The sequence below is a fragment of the Streptomyces sp. col6 genome, from assembly GCF_008042035.1.
GTDB lineage: Bacteria > Actinomycetota > Actinomycetes > Streptomycetales > Streptomycetaceae > Streptomyces.
This window is the reverse complement of sequence record NZ_RDBL01000009.1, coordinates 154,884-168,210: the sequence shown is the minus strand read 5'-3', so window position 1 is coordinate 168,210 and position 13,327 is coordinate 154,884. Positions and strand designations below refer to the sequence as shown.

Genomic DNA, 13,327 nt, shown 5'->3' with positions numbered 1-13,327 from the left:
ACGGACCGGGCTCGGGCGGAGTCGGCGAGGTCACCATCGCTCGAACCAGCGTCGAGAGAGTTGTTCCCCGTTGCTCTTGCGCCAGGTCGCGGCCCGCCACCAGGCGTTCCGCACGCACCGGAGCGTGTCGCGGCCACTGGCGCAACCGGTACACCGCGATAGTTGAGGTGATGCAGACAAGCCGGCAGGCGTACCAGGACGCGTTGTGGCGGGAAGTGGATCACCTGGCCCCTTGCAAGCAGTTGGCCGGCGGCGAGAAGACCGGGGCTCGCGACGCCGCGATCTGATGACGTCCTGCAACTGCCCGGAGTCAGCGATGATGGTTGCTGGGAAGTGCTCCAGCCGCCTGATGGACTGCATTACGGCATTCCTACTGCGTTCAGTAAGGGGAAGACCGTCCTCGCCGTCGAACAGTCGCACCCCATCACGGCCGAGGACGTCAGCAAGGTGCCGGAGCCCGTCCCCTTGGTGCCGCTTGCACCGGAAGCGCCGTTGGAGACTGCTCTCGCGCGCCATATCCGCTCTTCTCCAACCTCAGCCGCTCTGATTTCGCACGTCTGCAGAGACCTAACCTTCCTGACCAGTCCCTTCCTCGCACGGCAGGGGGCCATGCGCAGGCGTCTGGAACAGACCCTCGATGAGGCGGAGCAGCTTGATGAAGGTCAGGACGACCTCCCCGACAACAACTAACACAACAGCTCGGGAGGCCGCCGGACGCCTTCAAACGCAGTCCGGCCCCACCATGCCTTGGGTTTTCGCGCCAAGGGCCCGGGTACGCGGTCGTTGACCAACCTTTGCGGCACTCCGGCACCGGGGTGTCACTGAACGGAGGAATTCTCATGCTGAAGGCCATTGCAGACGTGCTTCGTTCCATTGGTAGTGCCATCGCCACGGTTGTCACCCTGCCCTTCCGCGCTATCGCGCGGTTGTTCAACGGTGCGTCGAGCACAGCCCATGGTCACCACTGAGCGCGCAGGGCGAAAGAGTAGCCTTTGTGCGGGAAGAGCCGACGTCGGGGCCCGGTCGTGAGCCCACGACCGGAGGAGACAACCCCAGGGCCCCCGCGTGCAGCCCAGGGGGTCCTAACAATGCGCTCGTACGTTAACGATCCTCCGGCCGTAGGGGCCAGCAGAGGGCAGGAAATGCCGGGGCGCCGACGATGTCGGCGACGTCGGGAGCGGAGCGTGGACGATCGCACCGTCGTTGGCCTCGAGGATCAGCCCGTACACGAGGATGCACGACGCGTCGATCCGGCCTGGCGAGTGCGGGCCGGTCGGCTGCCACGTCGCCAGCTCCCTTTCTGGGTCGGTGAACACGCCGCCGAATCGGATGGTCGAGACGGACCGCAAGGCCGGCTTGGATACCGCAATTTCAGCGTCGCTGGCGCCGTGGCGTAAATGCAGCACGCCCCCGTCCTGAGAGACCACCGCCCGGCCGCCACCCTCTATCCGGACACGCGGGTAAGCCCGATACGCTTCTTCACCTGAGAAGCGCCTCCGGCTAGAGCCGAAACAAGTACCTCAACAATCCTCATTCTTGCTGGGCAGGGGCACTTTTCGTTTACCTGCCCACCCGCTTGATGAAAGCGTGAGGCTAGCTCCTGTGCCTGCCCCCATGACGCACGCAGTTGCTCTCGTCCGGATACGCGGTCATGCCTCGGAAAGTGATGGCGAAGTCATCCAGGGTGGCGTTGAGGCGGTGGCGTGGGGGATGGTCGTCGAGATGCATGATGTTGTGCTCGGCCTTTGAAGACTCCGTACGGCATCCGCCCGCCGAGGAGCGCTGCCCTCCCGCGTTCTGCTGGTCTGCGGCTGGCCGGGCTGCCAGACGGGCGCCGCAGGTGTGTCGGGGCCGCAGTCGGCGGGCGCCAGTGGCAGCACCTCGGGTCGGAGAGGTGGCTGCGGAGCCCAGGGGCGGTCGGGGTGGGTCAGTCGCTCTCCTGGTAGTTCATGAACCAGTGGGTATCGAAGTAGCGGGCCATTGTGAACCGGTGGTGCGGGTCGATGAGGATGCGACAGACGAACTCTGCGGCCTGACAGTCGAAGGTGACGTCCCCCTCGTCAATGGTCCGGACGACGACGGGCCACTGGTCAGGTTCGTCGCCGCTGACCCGCCAGCAATACAGGTCCTCGTGCTCGGTGCCCGCCCAGATGAGTAGCCCTTCCTCTTCGAGACTCGTCCACGGCTCGTGGTTCAGGCTCAGCCATGCGTCGAAGGCGCCCTCGCCGAACGTGGTGACCATGCGCTTGTAGTCGGTCGGAAGCCTGGTGCCCAGGCGTGACTCCACATCCGCCCAACGGGTGTCCGGTTGCTGGGCCGGCTGAGTCCAGCCGGTGATCTGTGCGAGTCGCTCCACCCAGTCAGGGTTCTCGTGAGGAGCGAATGCCAAAGGTTCCAAGACCTGCCTGTGAGCTACCACCAGCACGGGCCGCTCGATGGCGTCGTCGTCTCGCGCCGCACCCATGCCGACCCACTGATCGCCATGGGCCCAGGCCCGCATCGTCACGGCACGGTCGCCGAAAGGGGCGAGAAGACCCGCGCCGCCGAGCTCGTCTACCGTCGGATCGGTGAAGCCGTCGAGGACGAGGGTGCGTGGGGCTCCGTATCTGTCGGAGAGCAGGTCGGTCAGGACTTGCGGGTCCAGGTCGCCGGGCAGATATATGTGGTCGTTCGCCGGGCCGAGCTGAGCCAACAGATCGTTGACCGCTATCTGCGTGAGCTTCATGGTGGTCAGTGAAGCGCATGGCACTGACACTGGACTGCATTGCTCATGCGCATCCTCCGACTTCTGTGTGACGGTTGCTGGGCCGGTGGTCCTCCAGCGCGATCGCGGTCCCAGACCCCCGTCCCGATCACCGCCCCTGACCACCGAATGCGCAGGTCAGACGGTTACCCAAATGCTGACCCGGCCAGCCGGGCAGGGACCGGACCTTGCCGGGCCGGCACAGGGTCAGCTGCGCCCGGCGGGGGAAGGTCCGGCGCGTAGTTCCGCGCACAGGAAGAGGGGGCGAACAGGACTCCGATTGGGGGGCGAAGCGGGGCCGTCGCCGTTCACCAGGACGTGATGGGCCGGCTGCTCACAGGCCATGCCGTGCGTGCCGAGAAGGCCCGAGTACCGGGCCAGCCCGCCGAGGCCACCGTCGGCACGCCATTGCCCGACTCCCCCGAGCAGGCTCACTACGCTGGCCGACGGGATGCCCGCAGGAAGAGAAAGACCAATGCCGTACCGCAGCGACAAGATCGAGAACCTGCTGAGCGAAGGTGTCCGCGACAAGGTCTACCCAGGTGCGGTGTGGGGCCGTCGGTGACTCCGGCGAGTCCGGGCAACGGGCGCGGCCGGGGTCCTGGACCCTCACGAACCTGAGTTGGGCATGTGGCCGGACACCGTATTCGACGCTGCCAGCCTCACCAAGATCCTCGCCGTCTGGGCCTCTATCGGCGCCCTGTGGGACGACAGCGCCCTTGACCTGGACGCACAGCTCGGCACCTTCTGGAATGAGGTCACCGGTCACTCGCTCACGGCCGTGACCGCAGGCCAACTTCTGACCCATACCGCCGGTCTGCCCCTCGCGCCCAGCCGAAGAACCTCTACGGCACCGACCCCGTCGCCGTCCGCCGCGGGGTTCTGCACGAAGCCCTCAACCGGCCACCCGGCGAAGCCGTCGAGTACACCGACCGGGCCGCCCTCATCCTCGGCTACCTTGCCGAGCACCTGTCCGGCCAACCGCTCGACGTGCTGGCCGAGACGAGGATCTGGCGCCTTAGAAAGGCTAGCAGAAGGCTTTGTTGGGGGCCATGTCCGCTTCCCCGGGCGCTCGTTGAGTGGGTCATGGGGAAGGGGAAGGGGCCTCCGTGGGTGGTGTCGGATGACCTGTGGGGGCGAATCGAGCCTTTGCTTCCGGTCAGACAGCGCCGGACGCGGAGTCCGGGACGGCTGCCGTTGGACGATCGCCGCTGCCTGCAAGGGATCTTGTTCGTACTGCATACCGGAATCCAGTGGGAGTGGGGCCTCAGCAACTCGGCTTCGGTTCCGGGATGACCTACTGGCGACGGCTTCGGGACTGGCACGAGGCCGGGGTGTGGGACCGGCTGCACCAGGTGCTGCTGACCGAACCGGACCGCGCCGGGAAACCGGACTGGTCGAGGGCGGTGATCGACGGTTCGCACCACCAGGCCCGTCGGGGCGGCCCAAAACCGGGCCGAGCCCGGTCGACCGTGCCCGGCCCGGCTCGAAACACCATGTCATCACGGACGCCCACGGCACACCGCTCGCCATCACCCTGACCGGCGGCAACCGCCACGACGTCACCCAGCTGCTGCCCTGCTCGACGCCGTCCCGCACATTCGGGGCAGGACCGGCCGTCCCCGTCACCGGCCCAGCCAACTGTTCGCCGACCGGGGCTACGACTACGACAAATACCGCCGGCTGCTGTGGAAGCGCGGTATCAAACCGGTCATCGCCCGTCGCGGAGTCCGCCACGGCTCCGGCCTGGGTGCCGTCCGTTGGGTCGCCGAACGCACAAGCGCCTGGATCCACGGCTTCCGGTGCCTGCGGATCCGCTGGGACATCCGCGAAGCCTTCCTGAAACTCGCCTGCTGCGTGATCACCTACAGACGAGTCCAGGCATTGTGTTAGCTCCTCTTAGAACAGCTGGCGCTGGGAACTGGTTCCATGGGTCGCTGTGGCGTGTGAGCACGCCGGGCTTTTCCTCGACCTCGTCCTTGAGGTGCTGGGCAAGGCCGCGCCACCGCAAGCGGCCCCCACCCGGGTCGAGGGGCCTCCATGGGCGCCGTGACTGCGCGGTGGTCACCGCGGCACGAGGACCACCTTTCCGCTGATCTCCCGGCGCTCCAGTGCACCGTGCACGTCTGCCGCCTCCTCCATTGGCCGGACCGCGGCAAGGCGCGGGGTGATCTCGCCGCGGGAGGCCAGGGCGAGCAGTCCCGCAAGGGCGGAGCGGTACCCTTCGTGGTCCGCCGCGATCTCACGCGGAACCATGCTCAGCGCCGTGCGCCGGCCCGGCCGCAGGCCCATGAGCTTCACTCGCGCCGCGCCACGCATCGTGTCGCCGACCATGCGGCCGGGCCGCCCGCTGAAGGCGTAGCTGACGAGCACGCCACCTGGACCCAGCACGCGGTAGCCCCTGCCGAGGTTGGCGCCACCGATATGGTCGAACACCGCGCGGACGCCCGCTGGTTCGCGTACGCGCAGCACCTCCTCGAAGTCCTCATGCCGGTAGTCGATGAAGGTCGTGCCGTACCGGGCGAGCGCCTCGCGGCTGCCCTGAGCGGAGGCCGTCCCGTACATCCGCAGGCCGCGCATCCGGCCCAGAGCTCCAACGGCCTGCCCGACGCCGCCGCTCGCGCCGTGCACGAGGACGGCGTCCCCGTGGCCGACGCGCCCGTGTGTGTCGAGCAGGCTCAGCGCGGTGAGGTGGTCGAGCGGGACGGCCGCGGCCAGCCGCGGTTCCAGTCCGTCGGGCAGCGGCACGAGCTGCCACAGTGGCAGCGTGACGTACTCGGCGTAGGCGCCCATTGCGGTGAGTGCGGCGGCGACGGCTACCCCGGTGCCGAGCCCCGGCGGCGTCGGGCCGTCCGGGTTCAGGTCCACTATTTCTCCGGCGAGTTCGTACCCCGGAGTGAACGGGGCCCGGCGTTGCAGCAGGTAGTCACCGGAGCGGGCCATCAGGTCGGTGAACCCGACCCCCGCGGCCAGCACCCGGACGCGAGCGTGCCCGGGCGGTGGCGTCGGAAGGGCCGCGGTCACTGTGCGCAGCACCCCGGGCCCGCCGAACCGCTCCGCGACGACCTTGCGGAAGACGATGTCCTGCATGTGCTTCACCCTTCACTTGCCTTCGCCCTGATTGAATGATGCGACATTAAATTACACGACATCTATGGCTCGTCAATGGATGACGTGTAACGTGATGTGACAGGAGAACGGCGAAGAGGAGGGACTCCGGGATGGAGCAGGTCGAGGAGGTGCGTCTGCTCGTGCTTGCGGCGCAGCGCGAGGGAAACCGTGCACTCGCGTCGGAACTGCGGCCATTGGGCCTCACGCCCTCCCAAGGGGAGGTGCTGAGGCTCCTGGCCGAGCGCCAGCCGCTCAGCCTCTCAGGGCTAGGCGCCCTGTTGGTCTGCGAGAGCGGCAGCAACCCCAGCCGACTCGTCGACCGGCTGGTGACGGCCGGGTTCGTGCACCGCGAGGTGGACGCTCACGACCGCCGTCACGTCGAACTGACGCTCACGGACGCCGGCCGCCGCGCCGCCGAAGGCGTCGCCGTTGTCGAGGGCCGGCTGCACGCCTGGATCGCCGAGGCGGCGACAGGACACGACCTGGAGCAAGTCCGAGGGTTCCTGCGCGCCCTGGTGGCCGGTCGCGGCGCGGGGGACGCCGTCGCACTCCGGGCCTCCGCCGCCGCGGACGCCGACCCGGGGGCGGACCCGGAACCCGCCCATGGGCCCGGCCGTTGACCCGTTCCGGCGCCCTACCCCGGCGGCGCCGGGGATACAGGTGGCGCCGCGCCAGCCGGAGCCGCCCTCGGAGCCGGCGATGCCGGCCGGGATCGCCGCACCGGGCCGGGTGGTCAAGGCGTCGCACAGAGCCCGAGCGAAAGCCCCGGCGGAAGCCCCCGTCCAGGCACGTCTTCGACCAGCCGCATCGTTGGCACCCCGACGCGATCGGGTCCGCGCACGCGAGGACCCGACAGCATGTCAGGCCCATGAACCCTTACCACCGGTCGACCACAAGCACCTGTGGTGCGATCAGGCCACGAGGTTCGGCGGGCAAGGCATCACGGGCAAGGTTCCTCATAGCGATCAACTCGGCGCCCCAGCTGGCATCGAACAGTTCGGCATCCGTCATGCTCAGTTCTCCGGAATGTTCTCCGATCGCGGCGAGGTGCCCCAGGTGCCCCCAGGACAGCCGTTCAACCTGCCAGCCCGGCCACGTCGCCCGCATCTGTGCCAGGCATACCGGCGGGACGACGTCGGCAGTCCAGTAGCGGAGGCGACGCCTACGCACGTCGATGACCGCGCCATTGCTCACGGCGTCCTCGGCGGCCAGGGGGTACGGTGGCTCGGCGGCCAAGGCGCAAACAACGGTCTCTCCCTGATGCGCTAGTAGCGGGGCGACGGTGTTGTTCAATTGCCAGTGGGCAAGGGCCGTGTCGTCGTCGATAACGCTGACGAGGCACGTCGCGCCGGCAAAGGTGTCGGCGATCGACTTGTCGTGGCGAACGGTGATCGTGCGGGCTTCCGGATCCCAGCCGACGAACCAGTAGTCGCGCGAGGCCACGTCGATCTCGACCGGGCTGTCCTCCACGGGTCCGGGCGGCGGCCCGGGGAGGACGACGCGGCGAAGCTCCTCATCGCCGCCCCAGGCATGAGCGACGTCCCAGCCCTCCCAGCCCGGTGATCCCGCCAGGTGCAGAGCCATGCTCTCTCGGTGCGCGGCGCCCGCGCACGGCATTCTCAGGGCGCAGCTGTAGAAGCGGTATCGACGCGTGGCCAGGTCGAGGGCGATGCCCTGGCAGGACCGCGCCGTCTCCGGATCCCCGATGACGGGCCTGCCCTCGCCCAGGACCCTCTTCACCAGAGAAGCACGGTCCTCGGCCCCGGCCAGGTGCCACCGGCCGTACTTCTCGTACAACTCCCGTACGGAGCCGTCCTCCAAGCGTACGAGATACGCTGACCAGCAGCCCATCAGACGACAGTACCAACCACTCGGTCAGCCGTCCCAACCGTGGATCGGCGCTCTTCACAAGGGCCTGCTCGCGAAGGCTGCTCCGGTCGCGTGCGCGGCGGCCACCGGCCTGGAGAGCCTGTACCGGTCTGAGTAGTAAGCGCCGAAGGCCCGGTGCCCCGACCCACTGGTCGGGGCACCGGGCCTTCGCGAGAAGACATCTCATTCGGCGAGCCCGCGGTAGCAGATGAGGGTGCAGGCGATGCTGGTGAGGGCGAGGAAGTGGTCGGCCTTGCATTCGTAGCGGCGGTGGGAGGCGATGCGCCCGGACGCGCTCGCGGGCCTGTCCCTGACCGAGGACGCCGACGAGCACCTGGCCCAGCTCACGCGCGGGCTGGATGCGGCATGGCGGCAGATGGCCGACCGCCTGGAAGAGGCCGGCGCCGACGCGAGGGTGGAGATCGTCGTCCCCGAAGGCGGGGGACGTGCCCGGCTGAGCGTGGACAAGCTCGGTGGGCGAGCCGGAATCGCTGACCTGGCTGAAGGCCACCACGGAGACGATACTGCCGAGGATCGACCTGCCGGACCTGCTGTTCGAGGTGCACTCCTGGACGGGCTTCCTCGACGCCTTCGGGCACGTCTTCGACCGGCGCACCGCCGGAGGTCCTCGCGGGGCCACTTCAGCTTGCCGGCCCCGTACCGCTCCACCATGCGCTGGGAGACCCCGAGCGCCTGTACCACGGCCAGGGTGCCCTTGAGCTGCTTGACCAGGTACTTCATCTGCGCCTGGGCGCTCTGCGGCGGCTTGCGGGTGAACAAGCCCTGCGGCTCCTCCGCGCCGAGTACGAGGGCTGGTGGCGGGGCATGCGAATCTTGCACCGACACCGATCGCTTTCGAGCTGTAGCCCTTGTCGCCCATGACGTGATCGGGCCGGACGACCTGACCCGCCCCCAGCTCATCGCGGTCACCGACAACGTCAACCAGGCCGAGGGCGACCAGGGCCCGGCCGTCTGGATGCCCTCGCGCAGCGCCTACCGCTGCACCTACGTGCGCGCCTGGGTGCAGGTGAAGTACTACTACGACCTCTCGGTCGACTCGGCGGAGAAGTCCGCCCTGCTGGGCTCCCTCGCGAACTGCTGACGCCGGCCGTCCGCCCTCCGTTCGGCGCCGACCCCTCCCACCGGCCTTCGTCGCCCCGTACCGTACGGGGCGACGAAGGAGAGGATCATCATGGCGGGACTGCGTCTGGGCCCACTGCTGAGGTACACCGACGGTTCGTGCGCGACGGTCTGGGTCGAGACGAGCGGCCCCTGCACCGCCGAGGTGCGCTGCGCCGACGGGGCGCGGGGCACGGTCGGCACCTTCCTCGTGGCCGGCCACCACTACGCCCTCGTCCCGGTGGAGGGCCTGACCCCCGGCACGTCGACGCCGTACGAGATACTCCTCGACGGTGCGAGCGTGTGGCCGCCGCCCGACTCGCCCTTCCCGCCCTCGGTGATCGCCACGCCCACCGACGACGACAGCCTGCACGTCGCCTTCGGCTCCTGCCGCTGGGCCGCGCCGCCGGCCGGCGGCAAGGACCCGGTGGGCCCGGACGCCCTGGACACCCTCGCCGCCCGGATGGCGGCCGCCCCCGGGGGCGCCCGCCCCGACGTCCTGCTGCTGCTCGGCGACCAGGTGTACGCCGACGAGGTGTCCGACGCCACCCGCAGCTGGATCGGCGACCGCCGCGACCTGGACGAACCGCCCGGTGACCAGGTCGCCGACTACGAGGAGTACACCCGCCTCTACTTCGAGTCCTGGCTCGACCCGGAGGTGCGCTGGCTGCTGTCCACCGTGCCCAGCTGCATGATCTTCGACGACCACGATGTCATCGACGACTGGAACACCTCCGCCGCCTGGCTCACTGACATGCGGGCCACCGACTGGTGGCAGGAGCGGCTGCTGAGCGGGCTCATGTCGTACTGGGTGTACCAGCAGTTGGGCAACCTCTCTCCGGCCGAGCTGGCCGCCGACCCGCTGTACGCGGCCGTCCGCGAGGCCCCCGACGGTACCGCCGCCCTGCGCGAGTTCGCCACCCGGGCCGACGCCGACGCGGCCTCCGTCCGCTGGAGCTACCGGCGCGACTTCGGCCGCACCCGGCTGCTGATGGTGGACTCCCGCGCGGCCCGCGTCCTGGCGGAGGACCGCCGCTCGATGCTCGACCCGGAGGAGGCCGCCTGGGTGCGCGAGCAGATCCTGGACGGGCGGGGCTCGTACGACCACCTGCTGATCGGCACCTCCCTGCCCTGGCTGCTGCCCCACCTGGTGCACGACGTCGAAGCCTGGAACGCCGCGATGTGCGGCGGCGAGCGCGGCGAGCGCTGGGCCGAGCGCGGGGAACGGCTCCGGCGCGGGGCCGACCTGGAGCACTGGGCCGCCTTCCCCTCCTCCTTCGACGCGCTGGGCGACCTGATCGCCGAGGCCGGTACGGGACCGGATGCGCCCGCGACGGTGAGCGTGCTGTCGGGCGACGTACACCACGCCTACATAGCCGAACCGTCCTGGCCGCGGCATGCGCCCGACGCGCGGGTGGCCCAGCTGACCTGCTCGCCCGTCCACAACTCCGTGCCGCTCTCGATGCGCCTCGGCTTCCGCTTCGGCTGGAGCGCCCTGGCACGGGCCCTCGGCCGGCACATCGCCCGGCACGGACGCTGCGCGCCGCCGTCGGTGAGCTGGCGCAGGACCGGCGGCCCCTGGTTCGGCAACCAGATCATGACGCTGACCTTCCGGGGCCGGTCGGCGCGGCTGCGCCTGGAACAGGCCCGGGCGGACCGTGCCGGGGCGAGCGCCCTGCGGACGATCACGGACCGGGAGCTCGCGTAACGCGGGCGGCCCACCGGACCGGACCGCCCTCACCAAGTCCGGGGATTCACCCCTCGTCGAGGGCGGCGCGTAGGCGTTTCCCCTGGGTCCGCTGCCTCGACGTCCGGCGCTACGTCTCCGACTGGAAGCCGCAGATCCTCATCGAGTCGGGGAAAGCACCGGTCGCGGCATTCGTGCCGCAGACCCACCAGCCCGGCATGGAGGCCGAGATCGACTTCGGCGACGTCACGATCCGGCTCGCTGGTGACCTGTTATTTGTTCTCGTTCCGCCTGTCCTGCTCGGGCAAGGCCGTCCATCGCCTTCTCGCCTCTTGCGGCCAGGAAGCCTTCTTCGAAGGGCACGTCCACGCGCTGCGGACGCTGGGCGGAGTCCCCCGAAGCAAGGTCCCTTACGACGATCCGAAGGCCGCCGCCCGGGTGCTGGGGCTGAGCCGAGCCAGGGTGGAGGCCGACCGCTGGATCGCGTTCAGGTTGCGCTTCGGGATCGAGGGCTTCTGCTGCCGGCGCCGTATCGAGGGCGCCCACGAGACGGGCGGGGTGAAGGGGCAGATCGGCCGTTTCAGACCCGGGAGTTCATGGGCAGTCCGGCCGAGCAGCGGAGCGATGAAGAGGGGCACCGGGCGCCGGTGCTGGTGCGGGCGCAGATGGACCCCAGCACGAAACCGGCAGCGGCTGCTACACCTCGATGAAGGCGACCACGACCACCGTCTTCAGGGCGGTCGCCCAGTACACAGGCGGATTCATTCGATGTCGTCGATGCACTGGCGCAGCCGCGGGCCGTGCTGTCGCCGGGGATGGGTTCGCCGGCGTCGCGGCCGACGGAGGGGCGACCAAGGCGCGGTCCAAGGCGCGGAGCTAGGTTTCGCTGGTAATGGAGTCCAGCTGCTTGGAGGCGGAGTCGCAGAACGCGATCCGGGCGCGGCGGCGCGGGCTATGCGGTGCGGGCATCAGGCGACGGCCAGGCGCCGTGCTGCGAGCCGGGCACGGTGGGCCTCGCGCAGCTCGTCAGCGAAGCTCCCGGGCCGTTGCTGTGACGGCGCCGCCCCGGGAGCTCCGGCGTGCTTTCGCCAAACGGGGTCGGCCCGGGCGCAGCTCTTTCAGGCTCCCTCGCAGAGAGCGACTGAGGCAGCGGCGCGCGGCACTCCGAGATGCACATCACCTGATCAGCGCTCAGCTGTGGGCGCTGTGAACGACAGTGGGACGAAGAATGGCACTGCCCTGCGTGCGAATCCCGCAATTCCTCTGGGCGGCCGATGGTCCGGATCTGCTGGTACCACCACTGCGGGTCGGGTGATCTCACCTTGGTCGGCGAGGAGCGGTGACGGCGCAGTGACGAGTGAGGCTCTTCGCGCGGCATGGGAACAACGGCTACCGTCGTCACAACTGGCAGCTGCCCGGGGGGCTGTTCACCCCACCGGCGGCCTGGTCTGGTACGCGGTGGACCGGCGCACTGGGGTGTGGCTCAGTTGTAGTCGAGGGCGGTGCGCTCGATATCGGTGAATTCGACGAGAGGCCTTCCGCGCGCCTTCCGTTGTCAAGTAGATGGGTGGCCGCCCATCGAGTGGCCGACGACCGCGACCCCGTCGGAGTCCATGCGGACCGCCACGTCCGGTACGACTGTGTCGAGAACATTCAGGTGGTCCAGAACCGACGACACGTCGCGCGCAGAATTTATCGGTCAGTTCATGCCGCCGCACCACACACGGAGCAACGCGCGATCGACTTTTCGGACTTGACCTGGTACCGGCGGGTCGCCGGATACTACAGAAGCGGCTCACCTCCGCTCGCGCGGAGAGCCAGGTCGCGTGGGGGGCGCGGGGTGTCGCCGTCGTAGACCCACCAGTCGCTCGTCTCGTGGAAGTACGAGCCGCTGCCCAGATCGAAGATCACCCGCTTCGGCTCCGTGCTCTCGGCCGGCACCGCACCCGGGCGCCCCCGATGCGAGGCGCCGAACTCCTCGGATCCCAAGGAAATTCGGTCTTCTCCATGATCCCACCCGGCTCTCACAGACCACGCGCACAGGCGTAGTGCGCTCGATTGCCACTGTCTGGCCCCCGCCCCTGCCCGAGGCCGGGCGCCGGCGGGTGCCTATTACCCGAACCGGTGACGTCGCGGTGGTGCCGGGTGGGGCTCCGCGCGGCGCGGTCTTGCGCACTGATGCACCGAGCTTGTATGCGCTCGGTGGATGGGCGGCAGCACCCGCAGTGCGCGGGTTCGCGTGGTTGGCCAACTGGCACCGGAGGTAAGACCGTCAGTCTCGATCACGCCCCATGGTTGTGCCGGTGGTTCTACGGTGTGGTCGGTAACGGTTCGTCGGATTGGGGTGGGGTCGGTGGATATTCCTCTGGTGGATGCGGTGGCGGCGGTGCGGGACGAGCTGGTCGCGGCGGCGGCGCGGGGCGGGTCACATCCGGATGTGGTGTTCGCGGTGGGGCCGGTGGAGATGGAGTTCGAGGTCGAGCTGCGGGCCGACGCGTCGGCGAAGGCGGGGTTCAAGCTGTGGGCGGTGGGCGCGGAGACGCAGGCCGGGGTGTCGCGTGGGCGCACGCACCGGGTGTCGTTCACGCTCACGCCGAGGAGCGCACACGGCGGTGACCTGCTCGTCAGCGGATCCCCGGACCGCACTGCAGGTCCGGGGGACCTGTCGGACCGCATCGCGGACTGAGGGCCTGAGGCGCGCCGGCTGTCTGCCCGGGGCGGCTGGCCGGCAGCGCATGCAGGGCGGGCGGGAGATCTGTGGGAGGGGACGGGCGTGGAGCGGGGTCGTGTGCTGGGTG

At 69.4% G+C, this 13,327-nt stretch carries 10 protein-coding genes and 3 pseudogenes; 8 read left to right on the top strand and 5 right to left on the bottom strand.

All coding sequences use genetic code 11. The features are described from left to right. Positions 1-333 precede the first annotated feature (333 nt). Together EAO73_RS13670 and EAO73_RS37105 are read left to right on the top strand one after the other, a co-directional pair. On the top strand, positions 334-690 hold the full coding sequence (locus tag EAO73_RS13670) for a hypothetical protein (protein WP_147971803.1): 357 nt from the start codon (positions 334-336) through the stop codon (positions 688-690). Positions 691-839: 149 nt separating this feature from the next. Next, positions 840-968, top strand: a complete 129-nt coding sequence (locus tag EAO73_RS37105) for an LPFR motif small protein (RefSeq protein WP_263576300.1) — start codon at positions 840-842, stop codon at positions 966-968. Positions 969-1,927: 959 nt separating this feature from the next. On the opposite strand, the gene EAO73_RS13660 is transcribed toward EAO73_RS37105, so the two are convergent. Beyond that, positions 1,928-2,725, bottom strand: a complete 798-nt coding sequence (locus EAO73_RS13660) for a hypothetical protein (protein WP_147971801.1) — start codon at positions 2,723-2,725, stop codon at positions 1,928-1,930. Positions 2,726-3,338: 613 nt separating this feature from the next. Between EAO73_RS13660 and EAO73_RS13655 the strand changes: the two are divergent. Next, positions 3,339-3,751, top strand: a pseudogene (locus EAO73_RS13655) (serine hydrolase domain-containing protein); the annotation flags it as partial. Between the two features lie 78 nt (positions 3,752-3,829). Continuing rightward, a pseudogene (locus EAO73_RS13650) lies at positions 3,830-4,636 on the top strand (IS5 family transposase). 171 nt (positions 4,637-4,807) lie between these two features. On the opposite strand, the gene EAO73_RS13645 reads toward EAO73_RS13650, so the two are convergent. Continuing rightward, positions 4,808-5,833: a zinc-binding dehydrogenase gene (locus tag EAO73_RS13645; protein WP_147971800.1), complete on the bottom strand. Its 1,026-nt coding sequence runs from the start codon at positions 5,831-5,833 to the stop codon at positions 4,808-4,810. Positions 5,834-5,964: 131 nt separating this feature from the next. Between EAO73_RS13645 and EAO73_RS13640 the strand changes: the two genes are divergently transcribed. Further along, positions 5,965-6,474: a MarR family winged helix-turn-helix transcriptional regulator gene (locus EAO73_RS13640; protein ID WP_147971799.1), complete on the top strand. Its 510-nt coding sequence runs from the start codon at positions 5,965-5,967 to the stop codon at positions 6,472-6,474. Between the two features lie 256 nt (positions 6,475-6,730). On the opposite strand, the gene EAO73_RS13635 is transcribed toward EAO73_RS13640, so the two are convergent. Then, on the bottom strand, positions 6,731-7,651 hold the full coding sequence (locus EAO73_RS13635; RefSeq protein ID WP_147971798.1) for a hypothetical protein: 921 nt from the start codon (positions 7,649-7,651) through the stop codon (positions 6,731-6,733). 255 nt (positions 7,652-7,906) lie between these two features. Continuing rightward, positions 7,907-8,071: a hypothetical protein gene (locus EAO73_RS36510; protein WP_224756323.1), complete on the bottom strand. Its 165-nt coding sequence runs from the start codon at positions 8,069-8,071 to the stop codon at positions 7,907-7,909. Positions 8,072-8,618: 547 nt separating this feature from the next. On the opposite strand from EAO73_RS36510, the pseudogene EAO73_RS13615 reads away from it, so the two are divergent. Together EAO73_RS13615 and EAO73_RS13610 are read left to right on the top strand one after the other, a co-directional pair. Further along, positions 8,619-8,825: pseudogene (locus tag EAO73_RS13615) on the top strand (hypothetical protein); the annotation flags it as partial. A 90-nt stretch (positions 8,826-8,915) separates the two neighbouring features. Then, complete coding sequence (locus EAO73_RS13610) at positions 8,916-10,550, top strand: alkaline phosphatase D family protein (RefSeq protein ID WP_147971797.1); 1,635 nt, start codon at positions 8,916-8,918, stop codon at positions 10,548-10,550. A 1,761-nt stretch (positions 10,551-12,311) separates the two neighbouring features. Here the strand turns inward: EAO73_RS13610 and EAO73_RS13595 are convergent. Next, complete coding sequence (locus tag EAO73_RS13595) at positions 12,312-12,518, bottom strand: hypothetical protein (protein WP_147971796.1); 207 nt, start codon at positions 12,516-12,518, stop codon at positions 12,312-12,314. 364 nt (positions 12,519-12,882) lie between these two features. On the opposite strand from EAO73_RS13595, the gene EAO73_RS13590 reads away from it, so the two are divergent. Continuing rightward, positions 12,883-13,215, top strand: coding sequence for a trypco2 family protein (locus EAO73_RS13590; protein WP_147971795.1), 333 nt, complete (start codon positions 12,883-12,885; stop codon positions 13,213-13,215). Positions 13,216-13,327 lie beyond the last annotated feature (112 nt).

Bases quoted from the DNA above. Each gene is read 5' to 3' on its own strand.
- EAO73_RS37105 (WP_263576300.1), top strand. From the start codon at position 840: ATGCTGAAGGCCATTGCAGACGTGCTTCGTTCCATTGGTAGTGCCATC.
- EAO73_RS13660 (WP_147971801.1), bottom strand. From the start codon at position 2,725: ATGAAGCTCACGCAGATAGCGGTCAACGATCTGTTGGCTCAGCTCGGC.
- EAO73_RS13645 (WP_147971800.1), bottom strand. From the start codon at position 5,833: ATGCAGGACATCGTCTTCCGCAAGGTCGTCGCGGAGCGGTTCGGCGGG.
- EAO73_RS13640 (WP_147971799.1), top strand. From the start codon at position 5,965: ATGGAGCAGGTCGAGGAGGTGCGTCTGCTCGTGCTTGCGGCGCAGCGC.
- EAO73_RS13610 (WP_147971797.1), top strand. From the start codon at position 8,916: ATGGCGGGACTGCGTCTGGGCCCACTGCTGAGGTACACCGACGGTTCG.